Origin of the sequence: Mycobacteroides sp. CBMA 271 (genome assembly GCF_009729205.1) — a bacterium.
Lineage (GTDB): Bacteria > Actinomycetota > Actinomycetes > Mycobacteriales > Mycobacteriaceae > Mycobacterium.
Genome location: NZ_VTHB01000003.1, coordinates 201534 through 219373, shown reverse-complemented (window position 1 = coordinate 219373; position 17840 = coordinate 201534). Strand labels below are relative to the sequence as shown.

Annotated in this window: 16 protein-coding genes and 1 pseudogene; 8 read left to right on the top strand and 9 right to left on the bottom strand. The window is 65.1% G+C overall.

All coding sequences use genetic code 11. The features are described 5' to 3' along the window. Positions 1 to 16: 16 nt before the first annotated feature. The 3 genes and pseudogenes from FZI91_RS09755 to FZI91_RS09745 form a co-directional block, all read left to right on the top strand. Positions 17 to 2287 (top strand): carbon starvation CstA family protein, encoded by a 2271-nt coding sequence (locus FZI91_RS09755; RefSeq protein ID WP_155938818.1) that lies wholly within the window; start codon positions 17 to 19, stop codon positions 2285 to 2287. Continuing rightward, positions 2284 to 2463, top strand: a complete 180-nt coding sequence (locus FZI91_RS09750; RefSeq protein ID WP_155938817.1) for a YbdD/YjiX family protein — start codon at positions 2284 to 2286, stop codon at positions 2461 to 2463. The genes FZI91_RS09755 and FZI91_RS09750 overlap by 4 nt, the downstream gene beginning before the upstream one ends. Before the next feature lie 62 nt (positions 2464 to 2525). Continuing rightward, positions 2526 to 3374: pseudogene (locus tag FZI91_RS09745) on the top strand (DUF6542 domain-containing protein); the annotation flags it as partial. 210 nt (positions 3375 to 3584) lie between these two features. On the opposite strand, the gene FZI91_RS09740 reads toward FZI91_RS09745, so the two are convergent. Then, positions 3585 to 4583 (bottom strand): 4-hydroxy-3-methylbut-2-enyl diphosphate reductase, encoded by a 999-nt coding sequence (locus FZI91_RS09740; protein ID WP_155938816.1) that lies wholly within the window; start codon positions 4581 to 4583, stop codon positions 3585 to 3587. A 60-nt stretch (positions 4584 to 4643) separates the two neighbouring features. On the opposite strand from FZI91_RS09740, the gene FZI91_RS09735 reads away from it, so the two are divergent. From FZI91_RS09735 to FZI91_RS09725, 3 genes are read left to right on the top strand one after another with little or no spacing between them, the layout of a single operon-like run. Further along, positions 4644 to 5333: a lipid droplet-associated protein gene (locus tag FZI91_RS09735; protein ID WP_155938815.1), complete on the top strand. Its 690-nt coding sequence runs from the start codon at positions 4644 to 4646 to the stop codon at positions 5331 to 5333. Continuing rightward, a complete protein-coding gene (gene xseA / locus FZI91_RS09730; RefSeq protein WP_162525473.1) occupies positions 5326 to 6558 on the top strand; it encodes an exodeoxyribonuclease VII large subunit in 1233 nt (410 codons plus the stop codon). Before FZI91_RS09735 ends, xseA begins: the two co-directional genes overlap by 8 nt. Continuing rightward, entirely contained in the window at positions 6555 to 6749 is a 195-nt protein-coding gene (locus FZI91_RS09725; protein ID WP_155938814.1) for an exodeoxyribonuclease VII small subunit, read from the top strand. The genes xseA and FZI91_RS09725 overlap by 4 nt, the downstream gene beginning before the upstream one ends. Before the next feature lie 69 nt (positions 6750 to 6818). Here the strand turns inward: FZI91_RS09725 and FZI91_RS09720 are convergent, their stop codons facing one another. Together FZI91_RS09720 and FZI91_RS09715 are read right to left on the bottom strand one after the other, a co-directional pair. Then, on the bottom strand, positions 6819 to 7730 hold the full coding sequence (locus FZI91_RS09720; protein WP_155938813.1) for an endonuclease domain-containing protein: 912 nt from the start codon (positions 7728 to 7730) through the stop codon (positions 6819 to 6821). 110 nt (positions 7731 to 7840) lie between these two features. Then, positions 7841 to 8476 (bottom strand): DUF4245 domain-containing protein, encoded by a 636-nt coding sequence (locus FZI91_RS09715; RefSeq protein ID WP_155938812.1) that lies wholly within the window; start codon positions 8474 to 8476, stop codon positions 7841 to 7843. On the opposite strand from FZI91_RS09715, the gene glpX reads away from it, so the two are divergent. Next, the gene (gene glpX, locus FZI91_RS09710) at positions 8455 to 9537 is read left to right on the top strand and encodes a class II fructose-bisphosphatase (protein WP_239001596.1); all 1083 of its coding nucleotides are present in this window, start codon (positions 8455 to 8457) and stop codon (positions 9535 to 9537) included. The two genes, FZI91_RS09715 and glpX, sit on opposite strands and share 22 nt — an antisense overlap. 24 nt (positions 9538 to 9561) lie before the next feature. Beyond that, on the top strand, positions 9562 to 10956 hold the full coding sequence (locus tag FZI91_RS09705) for a class II fumarate hydratase (RefSeq protein WP_155938810.1): 1395 nt from the start codon (positions 9562 to 9564) through the stop codon (positions 10954 to 10956). Positions 10957 to 11135: 179 nt separating this feature from the next. On the opposite strand, the gene FZI91_RS09700 is transcribed toward FZI91_RS09705, so the two are convergent. From FZI91_RS09700 to FZI91_RS09670, 6 genes are all read right to left on the bottom strand, one after another. Continuing rightward, on the bottom strand, positions 11136 to 12002 hold the full coding sequence (locus tag FZI91_RS09700; protein ID WP_309224042.1) for a polysaccharide deacetylase family protein: 867 nt from the start codon (positions 12000 to 12002) through the stop codon (positions 11136 to 11138). A 32-nt stretch (positions 12003 to 12034) separates the two neighbouring features. Continuing rightward, on the bottom strand, positions 12035 to 13333 hold the full coding sequence (locus FZI91_RS09695; protein WP_309224044.1) for a PhoH family protein: 1299 nt from the start codon (positions 13331 to 13333) through the stop codon (positions 12035 to 12037). Positions 13334 to 13625: 292 nt separating this feature from the next. Beyond that, positions 13626 to 14084 carry a DivIVA domain-containing protein gene (locus FZI91_RS09685; RefSeq protein WP_155938809.1) on the bottom strand — a complete coding sequence of 153 codons (459 nt, stop codon included), beginning with the start codon at positions 14082 to 14084 and terminating at the stop codon, positions 13626 to 13628. 24 nt (positions 14085 to 14108) lie between these two features. Beyond that, positions 14109 to 14915, bottom strand: coding sequence for an acyl-ACP desaturase (locus tag FZI91_RS09680; protein WP_155938808.1), 807 nt, complete (start codon positions 14913 to 14915; stop codon positions 14109 to 14111). Between the two features lie 128 nt (positions 14916 to 15043). Continuing rightward, positions 15044 to 16501: a glycine hydroxymethyltransferase gene (locus tag FZI91_RS09675; RefSeq protein ID WP_155938807.1), complete on the bottom strand. Its 1458-nt coding sequence runs from the start codon at positions 16499 to 16501 to the stop codon at positions 15044 to 15046. A 57-nt stretch (positions 16502 to 16558) separates the two neighbouring features. Then, complete coding sequence (locus FZI91_RS09670) at positions 16559 to 17767, bottom strand: DUF885 domain-containing protein (RefSeq protein WP_155938806.1); 1209 nt, start codon at positions 17765 to 17767, stop codon at positions 16559 to 16561. Positions 17768 to 17840 lie beyond the last annotated feature (73 nt).

Below are 17840 nucleotides of genomic sequence, written 5' to 3'. Positions count from 1 at the left end.
ACCTAAGGTAACCGGCATGGCCACCACCGCCGTAGAGCCCCAGGATGTGACTCCCCCGCCCGGCGTCGAGCTGCTGCGAACCGACCCCACCCTGCCGCCCATCGGCATCATCGACAATCGTGCCCCCTCGCCCACCACTCGGGTGGTACTGGGATTGGTCGCACTGCTGGGCGCCTTCGCCTGGACGATGATCGCGCTGCTGCGCGGGGAGCATGTCAACGCGGTTTGGTTCGTCGTCGCCGCAATCTGCACCTACGTCATCGCATACCGGTTCTACGCCAGGCTGATTGAACGCAAGCTAGTCAGACCACGCGACGACCACGCCACCCCCGCCGAAGCTCTCGACAACGGTAAAGACTTCGTCCCCACCGACCGCAGGGTCCTTTTTGGCCATCACTTCGCCGCCATCGCCGGCGCCGGTCCCCTGGTCGGCCCGGTGCTGGCCGCCCAGATGGGGTACCTGCCCGGAATCATCTGGATTGTCGTCGGCGTCGTTCTCGCCGGGGCCGTCCAGGACTACCTGGTGTTGGTGATTTCGACGCGGCGCGGCGGTCGCAGTCTCGGCCAGATGGCGCGCGACGAAATGGGCACCGTCGGCGGGGTGGCCGCCATGGTCGCGATCTTCGTCATCATGGTCATCCTTATCGCGGTACTGGGCCTCGTCGTCGTCAATGCCCTCGGCGAAAGCCCGTGGGGCGTGTTTTCCATCGCGATGACCATTCCCATCGCGCTGTTCATGGGCGTGTACCTGCGCTACCTGCGACCGGGGAAGGTCAGCGAAGTCACCGTCATCGGCGTGGCGCTGCTGCTCACCGCGATCATCTCCGGCCGCTGGGTTGCCGAATCAGGCTGGGGCGAAACGCTGTTCAGCCTCGACAAAACCACCATCGCGTGGCTGATGATGTTCTACGGCTTCGCCGCGTCGGTGCTCCCGGTGTGGCTGCTACTCGCGCCCCGCGACTACCTGTCCACCTTCATGAAGGTCGGAACCATCGCCATGCTCGCCGTCGGCATCCTGATCGCCCGGCCAGTGGCACAGCTGCCCGCAGTGAGCGAGTTCGCCTTCAACAGCTCCGGACCGGCCTTCGCCGGATCGCTGTTCCCGTTCCTATTCATCACCATCGCCTGCGGAGCGCTCTCGGGATTTCACTCGCTCATCGCCTCCGGCACCACCCCCAAGCTGCTGGAGAAGGAAAGCCAGGCCCGATTCATCGGCTACGGCGGCATGCTGACCGAGTCGTTCGTGGCGGTCATGGCGTTGGTCACCGCGGCGATCCTCAACCAGCACTTGTACTTCGCGATCAACGCCCCCACCGCGGCGACCGGCGGGACCGCCGAAACCGCAGCCGCCTACGTCAACAGCTTGCCGCTGAGCGGGCCGAAAATCACCGGTGAGCAGCTGACCCAGACCGCGCGCGACATCGGCGAGACCTCGATTGTCTCCCGCACCGGCGGCGCACCCACCCTGGCCATCGGGATCAGCCACGTCATGGCCGACGTCTTCGGCGGCAGCGGCTTCAAAGCATTCTGGTACCACTTCGCGATCATGTTCGAGGCGTTGTTCATCCTCACCACCATCGACGCCGGCACCCGCGTCGCGCGCTTCATGCTGTCGGACTCCCTGGGGAACCTGGGCGGGCCGTTGCGCCGCTTCAAGGACGCCTCCTGGCGCCCCGGAGCGTGGATCTGCTCGGCGATCGTCGTCGGCGGCTGGGGATCGATCCTGCTGATGGGGGTCACCGACCCCCTCGGCGGTATCAACACCTTGTTCCCGCTCTTCGGCATCGCCAACCAGCTGCTGGCCGCGATCGCGCTGACGGTGGTGCTGACGATCGTCGTCAAGCAAGGTCTGTACAAGTGGGCGTGGATCCCGGGGATCCCGCTGGCCTGGGACCTGACCGTCACCATGGCTGCCTCCTGGCAGAAGATCTTCTCCGCCGATCCGGCCGTGGGGTACTGGACGCAGCATCAGCTGTACGCCGCGGCCCGCGACGCCGGCATGACCAGCTTCAAAACCGCCAAGACGCCCGAGGCTATCGACGCCGTGATTCGGAACACGTTTGTGCAGGGGACGCTCTCAGCTTTCTTCGCCTCGTTGGTGTTGGTGGTCGTTGCGGCGGGAGTCTGGACATGCCTGCGGGCAGTCCGGGCTGGCGGTCTGCCTGTCATGGAAGATCCCGCCGTGCCCTCCACACTCTTCGCGCCCAGCGGCTTCCTACCCACCGATGTGGAGAAAGACGTCGAAAAACAGTGGGCAGCACGTGAACTCGCGGGGACCCCGACATGAAGGTGATCAGGGGCCTGGTGTGGTGGTTCACCTCCCTGATGGGCGATCACGACTACCAGCGGTACGTCGAGCATCTGCGGCGCCGACACCCCGACCGTCCGGTGCCCACCGAGGGCGAATTCTGGCGCTCGCGGTACGCCGAGGCCGACGCAAATCCGTCGGCGAGATGCTGCTGACACACGACCGCTGACGGGCACCGTTACCGAACATCCGGCCCGACACCGGTACCTTTCAACATGTGACAGGTCAACGCGCCCGCTCATCGGTGGAGGCCGATCACCGGTCGGCGCACCCCGATATTCCGGGTGTGCCGTGGTGGGGTGCCATCCTGATCGCCGTCGGCGGCACCCTGCTGGGATTCGCGCTTGACGCGATGACCAATGGCGAGAAGCTGACCGGCGCGTTCGCGGGCTGTTACGCGGCAGGATGCGTCGTCGCGGTGCTCGCGGTGCGCTACGCGTCGATTTTCACGGCCGTCGTGCAACCGCCGCTCATCTTGTTCGGCAGCATTCCGGCGGCGTACATGATCATGGCGAAGGCACCACTGTCCGGTGGAAAGTCCACGGCAATCACCATTGGATATCCGCTGATCGAACGATTCCCGCTGATGATCAGTACCGCCCTGGGCGTGCTTATCGTCGGGGTGGTGCGCTGGTACTGGGGAATCTTTACCAGCAAGCCCGTCGGGGAAAAGACAGCCAAGCCCGCCCCCGCCAAGCAGAAGGCCGCCAAGCCGAGGACGTCCACGCGGACCCGGGTACAAGCTCTGGTCGACGCCGAAGCCAAGTCCACCATGTCGCGCCGGGTAGGCGCCGAAGAGGCCACCACACGGACACGGCACGGGCGGCACGAAACCGGATCGCGTCGTCGTCCGGCCCCCGATTCCGAACCCATATCGCGGCGGTCGGCGGTCGGCACCCCGTGGGAAGACGAGCGCCCGATGCGGACCGAACGTCGTCCCGCACGTCGGGTCCGCGACGAATACGACGAGTACGAGGAGCGGCCCCGCTACCGGGAGACTCGGGAGCCTCGTGAGCCGCAGACCCGTCACCCGATATCCCAGGTGCGGTATCGCGGGGATGACCCGCTTGCGGGAAGACCATCGAGGCTGGATGACCCGCGTGCAGGAAGACCCCCCAGGTCGGAAGACCCGAGGGCGGGAAGACCGTCGAGGTTGGATGACCCGCGTGCAGGAAGACCGGCCAGGTCGGAGGACCCTAGGGCTGGTCGTCCATCTAGATCAGCCGAGCCGCCGGTCCGTCGGCGTCGCGACGACTCGCGGGATTACGACCGCTAACTAGCGCCGTGATGCCCGCAGCTCGCGCGGCAGGGAGAACACCAATGTCTCGTTGGCCGTGGTGACAGGCTGTACATCGCCATATCCGTGCTCGGCGAGCCGTTCCAACACGCCGCGCACCAGCACTTCCGGTACGGAAGCGCCCGAGGTGACGCCAACCGTCGTCACGTCCTGGAGCCAGGCCGGGTCGATATCTTCGGCGTAGTCCACCAGGTACGAGGCGTCGGAACCCGCGCCCAGCGCCACTTCCACCAGACGCACCGAGTTCGACGAGTTACGCGACCCGACGACAATCACGAGCTCGCACTCGGGAGCCATCGCCTTGACCGCGACCTGACGGTTCTGGGTGGCGTAGCAGATATCGTCGCTCGGCGGGTCCTGCAGCGTCGGGAAACGCTCCCGCAGCCGCTGCACCGTCTCCATGGTCTCGTCGACGCTCAGCGTTGTCTGGGACAGCCAGATGACCTTGTTCTCGTCACGCACGGTGACGTTGTCCACCGAGCCGGGACCGTCGACCAGCTGCACGTGGTCCGGGGCCTCACCAGCGGTGCCGACAACCTCCTCATGGCCCTCGTGACCGATGAGCAGAATGTCGTAGTCGTCGCGGGCGAAGCGCTTGGCCTCCTGGTGCACCTTGGTGACCAGCGGGCAGGTGGCGTCAATGGTCTTCAGGTTGCGCGCCGCGGCGTCCACATGCACGGTCGGAGCCACACCGTGGGCGGAGAACACGACGATCGCCCCTTCGGGGACCTCATCGGTCTCCTCGACGAAGATTGCCCCCGCCTTGGCCAGTGTGTCCACCACATAGCGGTTGTGCACGATCTCGTGACGCACGTAGACGGGGGCACCGTGCTTCTCCAGCGCCCGCTCGACGGTCTCCACGGCACGGTCGACGCCCGCGCAGTAGCCGCGCGGCTCGGCCAGCAGCACACGCTTGCTGGTCGAGGGGCCGACGACGGTGCTCACCATCCCCGGAGTGCCCATATCGACTGCTGCCATAGTCACCAGCTTACGGCCCAGCCTTTCGCTGCACGACCGATGTAAGGCAAGCTTGAACCTATGATTCGTCCTCCGTTTGGCGTCCGGCTAGTTCTCGGTGTTGCCGCGACCGTTCTCGAAGAGACCCGCAAGCTGCCGCAGACGGTGCTGACCTACCCCATGACGGCGGCCAGCCAGGCCGTACAGAACTTCATGCGGTTCCAGCAGACTGTCACCGAGCTGGCCATCAAGGGCGACGAGACCTGGGAGAACATCTTCCCGCCCACCGACGAGCAGCCGGAGTGGGCGACCTTCGACGAGGATGACGACGAGCTCGATGTCTCCTTCGTCGGCGAGCTCGATGAGACGCAGGCCACCGCTGTCTACGAGGACGCGGCAGAGCGGATGACGCAGGGAAGGTTCGCGCTGTACTCGTCCGAGCCGTCGGCGCCCTCCGCGGCTGAGGCGCCGTCCGCGGCCGAGGAGCCCGAGCCGGTTGCGAAGAAGGCCGCACCACGTAAGGCACCGGCGAAAAAGGCTGCCGCCAAAAAGGCGCCGGCGGCTGTTGAGGCCGAGGATCCGAACGCCCCCGATGTGATCGTCGAGCTCGGGTACCACGACCTGACACTGGCCCAGCTGCGCGCGCGGCTGCAGTCGCTGTCCATCGGCGAGCTGGAGACATTGCTTGCCTACGAAGATGCCCACAAGTCGCGGGCCCCGTATCAAACGTTGCTCGCGAACAGGATCACCCGCGCCGCTGCCCGTGGCTGATCCGGGTACAAGCCCCGAAAACCCTTGGCCGGTTAGGGCTGTCGCTACCCGGGTGGCTAAGTGGATTGACCGTCTGGGCCAGGTGTGGGTGGAAGGTCAGCTGACCCAGATCGACGTCAGGCCCGGCAGCAAGACCGTGTTCATGGTGCTGCGCGACCCGGCCGCCGACATGTCGCTGACGGTGACGTGTCCGCCCGACATGGTGCGCAATGCCCCGGTGAAACTGACCGAAGGCACTCAGGTGGTGGTCTGCGGTAAGCCGACCTTCTACACGGTGCGCGGATCGTTCTCATTGCGGCTCAGCGAAATTCGTGCGGTCGGCATCGGCGAGCTGTTGGCGCGCATCGCACGGCTGCGTCAGCTGCTCGATGCCGAGGGCTTGTTCGACCCACGACTCAAGCGCCCGGTTCCTTTTCTGCCGACCCGGATCGGGCTGATCACCGGACGGGCGAGCGCCGCCGAGCACGACGTCCTCTCCGTAGCTTCGGCACGTTGGCCCGCAGTGCAATTCGAAGTGCGCAACACGCCGGTGCAGGGTCCGCATGCGGTGGCCGAGATCGTCTCCGCCCTAAAGGCTTTGGATGCCGACCCGTCGGTGGACGTGATCGTGCTGGCGCGCGGCGGCGGCAGTGTGGAGGACCTACTGCCGTTCTCCGATGAAACGCTGTGCCGCGTGATTTCAGCTTGCCGCACCCCAGTGGTGAGTGCCATCGGGCATGAGCCCGATAACCCGTTGTCCGATCTGGTTGCCGATCTGCGCGCGGCGACACCCACCGATGCCGCCAAGAAACTGGTGCCCGATGCGGCGGCCGAGCAGGCGCTGATACTGGACCTGCGACGCAGATCGGCGCAGGCGTTGCGCAACTGGGTGCAGCGCGAGCAGCGGGGGCTCGACCAAGTACGCAGCCGCCCGGTGCTGGCCGATCCGCTCCGGATGCTGACAACACGTCAGGACGAAATCTCCGTCGCGCGAACGGCATTACGCCGGGACATGCGTCGGCTGGTGGAATCCGAATCACAACGGGTTGGGCATCTGGCGGCCCAATTGGCCACACTGGGTCCGGCCGCCACCCTGGCTCGCGGATACTCGGTGGTGCAGCGCGTGCGCGACGATGGCACGGTGGAGGTGCTGCGAACGGTGGCCGATGCGCCGGCCGGGGCATCGCTACGCGTACGGGTTTCCGATGGTGCCGTGACCGCGACCGTTACAGGAGAGACGTCATGACCAACCCCGCCGAACTTGGCTACGAGGAGGCGCGCGCCGAGCTGATCGACGTCGTGCAACAGCTCGAACAGGGCGGCCTGGATCTGGATACCTCGCTGGCGCTCTGGGAGCGCGGCGAGGCGCTGGCCAAGCGGTGCGAGGAGCACCTGGCGGGGGCCCGCAAGCGCATCGAAGACGCCCTCGACTCCTAGCGCCGAGAAGGCATTGGCGTACAGATTGGACCCGATTCTCGTACGTGATTGCCTTCTCACCGTGGGCAGTCAGGCTGACAACCTCGATCGCAAGACGTTGTGAAGCGTCATCTGATCCAGGGTCAACCCACGCCAGCCGGCGGCGCGCAACGCCTGACCAACTCGCGTAATCACGGTCCCCTCCCGATGCCGCAGCATCTCGGAGTTCACCCGCACCAAGCGCCACCCGAGATCGTCGAGTTCGGCTGTGCGATCAATGTCCCTGCTTCGCTGAGCTGGATCGGTCCAATGCTGCGCACCGTCGAACTCAACGCCGACCTTCCATTCCTCCCAGCCAAGATCGATACGTGCGATGACCCAGCCCGACTCGTCCGTTACCCGGATCTGTGTTGTCGGCTTCGGCATACCTGACCGCACTATGAGTAACCTCGTGCGCGTCTCCTGCGGAGATTCCGCTCCGCCGTCAACCAGCCCGAGCAGCCGACGCAACTGAACTAATCCGCGTACACCCACGTGCCGATCGATCAGTGATGTCACCTCCTCCACATCGAATTGCGTTGCGCGCAAGAGAGCATCGAGGTGTACCAACGCCGGACTGAATGCCATCCTCCTGCCGATGTCGAAGGCGGTGCGGGCCGGAGTTGTCACTGACTGCTCGCCAAGCCTGACAATCTCATCCGCGGAAAGTTTGTCCTGATGGACAGTGATCAACTTGGGAGCATGTTTACGAGTGAGAGCCAGTTCGGCGGAAGCATCGGCGTCCACCCACTTGGATCCGAGCAGGGCAGCGGCAGAGCGACCAGACACAACGGTCTGACGTCCAGACCATAGCCAGGCCGCGATTGCGCGATCGGCTGCAGTCAGCGTGGAACCTGTGGACAGATAGACGTTCGGGTATAGACGAGCGAAGTTCCGTTGCAGCGAGCGTCTGGTTACGAGTCCCGACTCAAGAGCTTCCGTCCCGATAAATGGATCCCCCATATACAGACCCTGACATCTACCTCCGACACGGCGACGAGAAGGCATCCATGTACAGAAATCGGGTCAAATCTGTACGCCAATGCCTTCTCGGCGGGACAGGTGGCGAAAAGCTAGCGCGGGAGGGGTTTAGCGGTGTGGAGTGCGCGCGCGAGTGTTTGGAATTCTTCCGGACGACCCGCCCCGGAAATCGCGACGGTGGTGCCCGGCGCGGGCGTTGCCAACCGCGTAACCCAGACCGGCTCGGCACCCTCGCCGCCCTCGTACTTCACCCAGATCACCCCGTCGACATCCTGAGGGCCGGAGGGAACCACCGAATTGTCCAGCTTGGCAACGAGTTTCTCCTCCGGAGCGCTCGTTTGTGTCACCGCCAGGTACGCGCCCGACGGGCTCAAGTAGCCCACCTTCGACAGTGGCGCCGCCTCGATGCTGCCGCGTCCACCCGAGTTGGCCTGCCACCCCGCAGGCAGCGACGGCTCACGAACCGGGAAGGGGAACTGCCGAGCATCGGCCTGCAACGCAGCGTGCGCGTCGTAGGTAGGTGGCTTACCGAGTGTCGGCCCATTCGGGGCGAAGGAGCACATCCCCAGCACTCCGGCCAACACGATGCACGCGACAACCAGCGGAGCCATCGACCAGAACATGTCGCGGCCGTCCTGGAACAGACGCGGCTTGGCCGGCCTGGGCGCCGGGACCGCGATCGGGTCCTCGGGGCGCTCCGGCGGGGATGCATCTGCCATGCCTCCCATACTCGCAGGCCCTCATGAAAGAATCACAACTCATGAGCCCGTCGCGCAGAGAAGCCCCGGACCGAAACCTGGCATTAGAGCTGGTCAGGGTGACCGAGGCGGGTGCCATGGCCGCGGGCCGGTGGGTCGGCCGCGGAGAGAAGGAGAAGGGCGACGGTGCCGCCGTCGACGCGATGCGCGAGCTGGTCAACTCCGTTTCCATGCGTGGTGTGGTGGTCATCGGTGAGGGCGAGAAGGACAACGCCCCGATGCTCTACAACGGCGAGGAAGTCGGTAACGGCGACGGTCCGGACTGCGATTTCGCGGTCGATCCGGTGGACGGCACCACCCTGATGAGCAAGGGCATGCCCAACGCCATCTCGGTGCTCGCGGTATCCGAACGCGGCACCATGTTCGACCCGTCGGCCGTCTTCTACATGGAGAAGATCGCCGTCGGCCCCGACGCCGCCGATGTCATCGACATCACCGCCCCCGTCTCGGAGAACATCAGGCGCGTCGCCAAGGTGCGCAACTGTTCGGTCTCCGACATCACCGTCTGCATCCTGGACCGTCCGCGGCACGGCGAGCTGATCCAGAACGTCCGCGACACCGGCGCCCGCATCAGCCTCATTTCCGACGGCGACGTCGCGGGTGCGATCTCGACGGCCCGCCCCAATTCCGGCACCGACATGCTGATCGGGATCGGCGGGACCCCCGAGGGCATCATCGCCGCGGCAGCCATGCGCTGCATGGGTGGCGCGATCCACGGCAAGCTGGCCCCGCGCGATGACGAGGAACGCCAGAAGGCCATCGACGCCGGCTATGACCTGGATCAGATCCTCACCACCGAGGATCTGGTGTCCGGCGAGAACGTCTTCTTCTGCGCGACCGGCGTCACCGACGGCGACCTGCTGCAGGGCGTCCGGTACTTCGGCGGCGGCTGCACGACGCAGTCGATCGTGATGCGCTCCAAGTCCGGCACCGTCCGGATGGTCGAGGCCTACCACCGCCTCACCAAGCTCCGCGAGTATTCCGCGGTCGACTTCACCGGCGACGACGACGCCACGCACCCCCTCCCCTGACAACTCAACGACGAGAAGGAACTCATGTCTGAGCAGCAGTACCGCATCGAGCACGACACCATGGGCGAGGTGCGGGTGCCCGTGGAAGCACTGTGGCGCGCGCAGACTCAGCGCGCTGTCGAGAACTTCCCGATCTCCGGACGCGGCCTGGAGCGCACCCAGATCCGCGCGCTCGGCCTGCTCAAGGGCGCCTGCGCGCAGGTGAACAAGGACCTCGGCCTGCTGGACCCGGCCAAGGCCGACGCCATCATCGCTGCGGCGCAAGAGATTGCCGACGGTAAGCACGACGAACAGTTCCCCATCGACGTGTTCCAGACCGGCTCGGGCACCAGCTCCAACATGAACGCCAACGAGGTGATCGCTTCGATCGCCGCATTGCGCGGTACCGCAGTTCATCCAAACGACGACGTGAACATGTCGCAGTCCTCCAACGACACCTTCCCCACGGCCACTCACCTGGCCGCGACGGAAGCCGCTGTGCGCGACCTGGTTCCGGCGCTGGAGTACCTGCAGCAGGCGCTGGCGACCAAGGCCAAAACCTGGAAGACGGTCGTGAAATCGGGCCGCACACACCTCATGGATGCGGTGCCGGTGACCCTCGGCCAGGAGTTCGGCGGTTATGCCCGTCAGATCGAGGCCGGCGTAGAGCGGGTGAAGGCGACGCTGCCCCGTCTGGGCGAGCTGCCCATCGGCGGCACCGCCGTGGGCACCGGCCTGAACGCTCCCGACGGTTTCGGCGCCAAAGTTGTTGAGGTACTGAAACAGTCGACGGGCATCTCGGAGCTGCGGACGGCCGCCGACTCGTTCGAGGCGCAGGCCGCCCGCGACGGGCTGGTCGAGGCTTCTGGCGCGCTGAAGACCATCGCTGCGTCACTGACCAAGATTGCCAACGACATCCGCTGGATGGGCTCGGGCCCGCTCACCGGCCTGGGCGAGATCCAGCTTCCCGATCTGCAGCCCGGCAGCTCGATCATGCCCGGCAAGGTCAACCCGGTGCTGCCCGAGGCGGTTACGCAGGTCGCCGCGCAGGTCATCGGCAATGACGCCGCAATCACCGTGGGTGGCCTATCCGGCGCCTTCGAGCTCAACGTGTACATCCCGGTGATGGCCCGCAACCTGCTGGAGTCGTTCACGCTGCTGGCCAACGTGTCTCGGCTGTTCGTCGACAAGTGCGTCGACGGTCTGATCGCCAACGAGGATCACCTGCGTACGCTCGCTGAGTCCTCCCCGTCGATCGTGACCCCACTGAACTCGGCCATCGGCTACGAGGAGGCGGCAGCCGTCGCCAAGGAAGCACTCAAGGGACGCAAGACCATTCGGCAGACCGTGATCGACCGCGGCCTGATCGGCGACAAGCTGAGCATCGAGGAACTCGACAAGCGCCTCGATGTGCTCGCCATGGCGAAGGTGAAAGACTGACCTTGTTCGTCCGAACCGTCCTCGTCATCGCCGGTGCGCATCAGGCGGTGACGGGGGCGTGGCCGATCGTCGCTCCCGGCTCGTTCTTCAGCCTGTAGCCCGGATTGGGCGCGCGAAATGGCGATCGGCTGGTTGGAAGCCGTTGGCCTATTAGGCAGCTCTACTGCTTGCCCTGTGGGTTACTGGCCGACAGCCGGCCCGCCCGCTCCCTGATTCGGCAGATCGGTAATCGGGATGTTCGTCGCCGGCAGGGGCGACGGGGTGTCGGGCAGCGGCGGGATATCCGACGCCGGAACATCTTTCAAGAGATTCACCGGCGGTCCGTTGTCCCGGCTGCCGTAGCTGCTGCCGGGTTCACGCGGGCCGAGTAGGTGCGTCACGGTCACGGCGTGATACCCATTGGCCTTGAGCACAGGCAGGAACTGTTCGACCAGATCGACTGTGCTGGAGTAGGTGTCGTGGAATAGCACCACCGATCCGGGCTTGATCTGGGACATCAGGATCGCCCGGCTGGCATCGGTGTTCGAGTCGTTGGCCCAATCGAACGGGATGACGTCCCAATTGATATCGGCCAAACCCTGTTTCTTGGCTTCGGCCAGTACCTGATCATTGACGAGGCCTCCGGCTGTGCGAAACAGCTTGGGGCGCTGACCCGTGGCCGCTTCGATGGCGTCGCTGGCCTTGCTCAACTGGCCCGCGATGGCCTCCGGCGGAACCGTCGTCATATTGGGGTGCTCCCAGGTATGACTGCCCAATTCCATACCGGCATCCACCACGCGCTTGGCGCCCGCGGGATCGCGCGCGACCTTATTGCCGATCTCAAAAAAGGTCGAGTGCGCCCCATTTGCCCGCAGTACGTTCAGCAGCCGGTCGGTGAACGGGCTCGGCCCGTCGTCGAACGTCAGCGCGACGCACTTCTCGCGTTCGCAATCCACCGGCCCGTCGAGGGCGCGCTGCTTGTCGGTGACGACGATCGCGACCGCGATCAGACTTCCCACGGCGACCGCGACCATCGTCCAACGAAAGGCATCACGCTTGGTTAGCACACCTAGCAGCGTAGTAGCCGATTATGTCGGCACTACGCAGAGAGCCCGGGCCCAAACTCCTCCAGCATCTCGGTGACTAGTGCCGCAATGGCCGAACGCTCACTGCGCACCAGCGTGACGTGCGCAAACAACGGATGACCCTTGAGCTTCTCGATCACCGCGGCGACGCCGTCGTGACGGCCGACACGCAAGTTGTCACGCTGCGCGACATCGTGAGTGAGCACCACCCGCGATCCGCTGCCCAACCGGGACAGCACCGTCAGCAACACATTGCGCTCCAGGGACTGCGCCTCGTCGACAATCACGAAGGAGTCGTGCAGCGACCGGCCGCGGATGTGCGTGAGCGGAAGCACTTCGAGCATGCCGCGCGCTAGTACCTCTTCCACGACCGCCGGTGAGGCCAGACCTTCGAGAGTGTCGAAGACGGCCTGCGCCCACGGGCCCATCTTCTCGCTTTCGCTGCCCGGCAGGTAGCCCAGTTCCTGACCGCCGACGGCGTACAGCGGACGGAACACCACCACCTTGCGGTGGCTGCGTCGCTCGAGCACCGCTTCGAGTCCGGCGCACAGGGCCAGCGCCGACTTACCGGTACCCGCCTTACCTCCGAGAGAGACGATGCCGACCGACTCGTCGAGCAAGATGTCCAGTGCGACACGCTGTTCCGCGGATCGGCCACGCAGTCCGAAGACCTCACGGTCGCCACGTACCAGCTGCACCCGCTTCTCCGCGTTGACCCGCCCGAGCGCACTGGACGTGCCGCCGAGAAGGCGAATTCCGGTGTGGCATGGGAGGTCTCGGGCAGATTCTAGATCCACTTCACCCGCCTCGAAGAGCGAGTCGATGACGTCGGGAGCGGTGTCCAGCTCCGCCATGCCGGTCCAGCCAGAGTTCACCACGTCCTGAGCCCGGTATTCGTCGGCCGCCAAGCCCACCGCGCCGGCCTTCACGCGCAGCGGAATATCCTTGCTCACCAACGTAACTAGCTTGCCCTCGGCAGCGAGGTTAAGCGCGCACGCCAGGATCCGCGAATCGTTGGAGTCGGTGCGGAAACCCACGGGAAGCACGGCGGGATCGGTGTGATTCAGCTCGACATGCAGCGAACCACCTTGCGTCCCAACAGGAATAGACAGATCGAGGCGACCATACTCCAGCCGCAGATCGTCGAGCATCCGCAACGCACTGCGGGCGAACCAACCCAGCTCGTGATGATGACGCTTGCCTTCCAGCTCGCTGATCACCACCAGCGGGATCACTACCTCATGTTCGGCGAATCGGTTTGTGGCCCAAGGGTCAGCCAACAACACCGAGGTGTCGAGCACATAGGTACGGATTGTCCCAGGGTTCTTTGAAGCAGTCACCGAGCGCTCCTGACATCCGTGCGGCACCACACGCGATCTGTCGTGGACGCGGTCGGTACCGTGTGTGGACCGTCATGAGACCGTCCACATCAGGACCGGGGCCGGTCCTGTCGCTTTCGCCACGATCAGTACCTCCCGGATAGCAAAGCATGTCGCTAGCCATCGATTTTGACGCTACTCGCACCCACACACGGATGCCGCGCATGAAACCAAGCGTGTTGACTAACACCGGGTTAACGCCGGTTACGGGCGTGGGACCGGCCTGTCAGCTCACTGTGTAAATGGTCAATGACGGCGGCTTTGTCCGCGCTTCCGCGGCGGCAGGCCACTGAGCCAGCAGGTCGGATTCCGCCGTGATCATGTCGACAACCCGCTGCAGAGTGGCGGGGGACGCGAAAAGGACGGTCTCGGCGGTCGAACGCGCGGCCGGCGCATCGACGGGGACCGCAGTCGGGGGCAGGTTGTCGAGCTCGGTGGCAGCTTGGTCGAGGAACCGGTCGACCTCGTCCTCGTTGTATCCGCGCTTTCCGATGGGCGGTGTACCGAACCGCGTCTCACGAACAAATGCCCCGGACACACCGGCACCGCTCCCGCTCTCACGGGCGATCAGCTCGGTTTCCAGTTGATCAAGGAGAGCGTCCACCTGCGCTTCGTTGTACCCACGCTTGCCAAACGGTGGCCTACTGAATGCGACGTCGCGAACGTCCTTTGCCGTGATCCCCATAGATCACAGTATGCAGCCCTGCTATCAGAGCCTTTCGGTGACGCCCCACTTGTCGGTGAGTTCGCGCACGACGTCCTGCACGGTGCCCTCGTCGATGATTCCGGCCTCGGCGACGGACGCAACCTTGTCCTCGTAGCCGTCAATATCGGCGCCGATCACCTGCAGCTCGGCCGAGCGGGCCTTGATGGCGGCGATGGTGTCCTCGGGGTGCAACCGCAGGCACTCAAGCACGATGTTGCTGTACATCTGCTCGTGCCGGCGCTCGTCCTTCTCGATATTGGCGAGCAGGCCCTTGAGGACGGCATCGTCGGTCAGAGCGCCCAGATTCTGGACGTACACCGCGTGCATCTGCTCGAAGAAGGCGTTGAACACCAGCGTCTCGATCTGGCTGTACGAGTCGGCGCGGTAGCCCTTCATGACGTGGGCCAGGCGCGCGTCCTCATCGGCGTTGGGGTCGCCGTTACGGGTGACCACCAGGTACTCGCGCAGCGCGATGGCGTGCAGGTTCTCCTCGGCGGTCCAGCGCCCGATGAAATCGGCCCACGAGATGACCTCCAGGGAGAAATGTTCGACCATCTCGCGGTGGTATCCGGCCAGATTGTCCTTGGTGATCAGCAGGATCTGGATCGCGTCGACGACGGCCTTGGGCAGCTTGGTGTCGGACGGCTCCCAGTCGCGTCCACCCAGGAACGCGAAGTTCTCACCCTCGTCGTACGGCACGTGCTCATGGGCGAACCACAGCTCCGCGGAATCGCGATGCCGGTCGATGTTCTCGGCGACCACGTCGGCCAGCTCAAGAGTCAACGCATTGGGTACAGGTTTCTGTGCCATGCGGTAACAGTAACTCGCCCAGATGCGAAATGTGAAATCGCCACGCGAGGCCCCCTGAGCTGGCGCTTAGCCCTAAGTTAGGGTCTGAAATCTTAGGACCAAGCACCCGCTCGTGGAGACAAAATCCCCTAGAGAGTGAGGCCCGGGTACAGCGGGTTCGCAGCCAGCAGCTCGGCCGAAGCGGCCTTCACGCGGTCGGCCACCCCGCCGGCAAGCCTGTATTTGGCCTTCGAGGTGCCATCGGCCTCGGTGTTGGTCAACACGTCGACGACGAGCTCGGCCACCTTGTCGAACTCGTCGCCATCGAACCCGCGGCTGGTGAGTGCCGGGGTGCCGAACCGGATGCCGCTGGTGTACCAGGCGCCGTTGGGGTCCGACGGGATGGAGTTTCGGTTGGTGACGACGCCGGCGTCCAGCAGTGCCGACTCGGCCTGCCGCCCGGTGAGACCGAACGACTGCACGTCGAGCAGCACCAAGTGGTTGTCGGTGCCACCGGTGACCAACGTTGCCCCGCGCTTGAGGAAGCCCTCGGCGAGTGACTTGGCGTTGTCGGCGACGCGCTGCGCATACACCTGAAATGAGGGCAGGCGCGCCTCGGCGAGGGCGACGGCCTTCGCGGCCATCACGTGCGAGAGCGGTCCGCCGAGCACCATCGGGCAGCCCTTGTCGACGGCGTCGGAGTACTCGGCGGTGGCCAGCACCAATCCGCCGCGCGGGCCACGCAGCGACTTGTGGGTGGTGGTTGTGGTGATGTGCGCGTACGGCACGGGGTTCTCGTCGCCGGTGAACACCTTTCCGGCGACCAGGCCGGCGAAGTGCGCCATGTCGACGAACAAGGTGGCGCCCACCTCGTCGGCGATCTCGCGCAGCTTGGCGAAGTTCACCCGCCGGGGGTAGGCGGAGTAGCCCCCCACCAACACCAACGGCTTGAACTCGCGGGCCGCCGCGGCGAGCGCGTCGTAGTCCAGCAGGCCGGTCTGCGGGTCGGTGCCGTAGCTGCGCTGGTGGAACATCTTGCCCGAGATGTTGGGACGGAATCCGTGGGTGAGGTGACCGCCGGCGTCCAGCGACATACCCATGAGCCGCTGGTTGCCGTACTGGTGGCGCAGCTCCTCCCAATCGGTCTCGGACAGGTCGTTGACGTTGCGTACACCCTTCTCGGCCAGTGCCGGCGCCTCGACGCGCGTGGCCAGGATCGCCCAGTAGGCAACAAGATTGGCGTCGATACCCGAATGCGGCTGGGCGTAGGCGTACGGCGCGCCGAACAGCTCGCGGGCGTGCTCGGTGGCCAATGCCTCGACGGTGTCGATGTTCTGGCAGCCCGCATAGAAGCGGTGGCCGATGGTGCCCTCGGCGTACTTGTCGGAGAGCCAGGTCCCCATGGTGAGCAGCACGGCCGGCGAGGCATAGTTTTCGCTGGCGATCAGCTTGAGCGAATCGCGTTGGTCGGCAAGCTCTTTGCGAGTCGCATCGGCGATCCGCGGCTCGATGGTCTCGATGACCTCAAGGGCCGACCGGTAGGCGGCGCTGGCGGTCTCGGCGTACTGCGCGCCCTGCGCGATATCGCTGGAAGCTGAAGTCGTCATGGGCATCAGCCTAGTCGTGCCCTATGTGGCGGCGGGCAGGAGCTTGCGACCGGGGAATCAATCCAGTGTGGACGCCACCAGTGGCTCGTCCAGCAGCCGTCCGAAGCGGGTCGTCAGCGACTGCTCGGGGGGACGTCGATCCAGCCACCCCCGCAAAAGTTGGTAGCCCTCGACGTAGGTGGAAATGTACGCCCGCCACAGTGGCGAAGACAGGAACTTGAGCATGTGCCGGGCGCGCTCATCGGAGACCAGCAGCCAGCGTTTGAGGAAGGCGATGACGTCCTCGACGTCACGGTGCTCGTCATGCAGCATGAGCGCAGCGTCCTGTCTGACGTTGATCAGCCCGGCGCGGGCCCGCCCGATGGTTTGGGCCTGGTCGCCATCGAAGCGCAGCCCCAGATCGGCGTAGATCTCCTGGGCCCACCGGCCCCACTCGTCACCGACGGCGGCATACAGCGCGAGATCGGCAAGCCCCTCGGCCATCAGGCACTGCGGCGTGTTGACCAGGAATATGGTCTGTTCCTGCTGGTCACCCAGGTGCACCAGGCCGGCTTCCTTGCGGCAGTGCTCGGTGTGGTGCCCCGGGTAGGACTCATGAGCGATCAGTGCGGGAATGTTGGTCAGGTACTGCTTGAGGTCGGAATTGACGGCGACCGTCGAGCGGTAGTTGCCCTCGTAGTAGTTGAATCCCGACCACGGCTTGTCACTGACGACCTCGTAGGTCACCGTCTCGACCTCTGGCAGCGGAAAGTCTGCACGCACCCGGTCGCGCAGCGCGCTGGAGAACGCGTGCACACATTCCTGCAGCCGGTTCGGGTCGATCTCCTGGAGACGGTCGTAGGCAGTTTTGCGCTCTAGCAGCGAACCGCCCTTGGGCAGAACAGAATCAAGAGCTCGATGGGCCTCCTGGTAGCGCTCCTCATCACCCTTGGCGATGCGCACGTCGAAGTAGTCATGCACCTCATCGACAAACCCGATGTCCTCACCGGCGAACTTGCGCCCGGCACAGGCCAGCGCCTTCAGGTGGGTGTCGACAAAGGCCTTACGCACCTCGCCCAGGTCGCTGGAGGCCAGCTCGCCGCGCAACGCCACCGCCCGACGCGCAAGCTCGGCAGGATCGGGCGTGGGCTCGTTCTCCACCCGCCGCCGCAGTTCCGGGTCACCGGTGAACGCATCGACATACCCGCTCTCGATACGGTCAAAGCGCAGCCCAAGCAGCAGGTATTCGGTGACGAGACTGTTTTCCGACTCGCCGTTATCGCCCATGTCACACAACCCTAGTGCCGCGTTCACAGACAGTTCCTGCAAGACTTGCCTTCATGCTGTCGGTCTTCGCGCG

What these genes read in the sequence shown, in the direction of transcription:
- FZI91_RS09755 (WP_155938818.1), top strand. Translation starts at nt 17, where the DNA reads ATGGCCACCACCGCCGTAGAGCCCCAGGATGTGACTCCCCCGCCCGGC.
- FZI91_RS09750 (WP_155938817.1), top strand. Translation starts at nt 2,284, where the DNA reads ATGAAGGTGATCAGGGGCCTGGTGTGGTGGTTCACCTCCCTGATGGGC.
- FZI91_RS09740 (WP_155938816.1), bottom strand. Translation starts at nt 4,583, where the DNA reads ATGGCAGCAGTCGATATGGGCACTCCGGGGATGGTGAGCACCGTCGTC.
- FZI91_RS09735 (WP_155938815.1), top strand. Translation starts at nt 4,644, where the DNA reads ATGATTCGTCCTCCGTTTGGCGTCCGGCTAGTTCTCGGTGTTGCCGCG.
- FZI91_RS09725 (WP_155938814.1), top strand. Translation starts at nt 6,555, where the DNA reads ATGACCAACCCCGCCGAACTTGGCTACGAGGAGGCGCGCGCCGAGCTG.
- FZI91_RS09720 (WP_155938813.1), bottom strand. Translation starts at nt 7,730, where the DNA reads ATGGGGGATCCATTTATCGGGACGGAAGCTCTTGAGTCGGGACTCGTA.
- glpX (WP_239001596.1), top strand. Translation starts at nt 8,455, where the DNA reads ATGCATCTGCCATGCCTCCCATACTCGCAGGCCCTCATGAAAGAATCA.
- FZI91_RS09715 (WP_155938812.1), bottom strand. Translation starts at nt 8,476, where the DNA reads ATGGGAGGCATGGCAGATGCATCCCCGCCGGAGCGCCCCGAGGACCCG.
- FZI91_RS09705 (WP_155938810.1), top strand. Translation starts at nt 9,562, where the DNA reads ATGTCTGAGCAGCAGTACCGCATCGAGCACGACACCATGGGCGAGGTG.
- FZI91_RS09685 (WP_155938809.1), bottom strand. Translation starts at nt 14,084, where the DNA reads ATGGGGATCACGGCAAAGGACGTTCGCGACGTCGCATTCAGTAGGCCA.
- FZI91_RS09680 (WP_155938808.1), bottom strand. Translation starts at nt 14,915, where the DNA reads ATGGCACAGAAACCTGTACCCAATGCGTTGACTCTTGAGCTGGCCGAC.
- FZI91_RS09675 (WP_155938807.1), bottom strand. Translation starts at nt 16,501, where the DNA reads ATGACGACTTCAGCTTCCAGCGATATCGCGCAGGGCGCGCAGTACGCC.
- FZI91_RS09670 (WP_155938806.1), bottom strand. Translation starts at nt 17,767, where the DNA reads ATGGGCGATAACGGCGAGTCGGAAAACAGTCTCGTCACCGAATACCTG.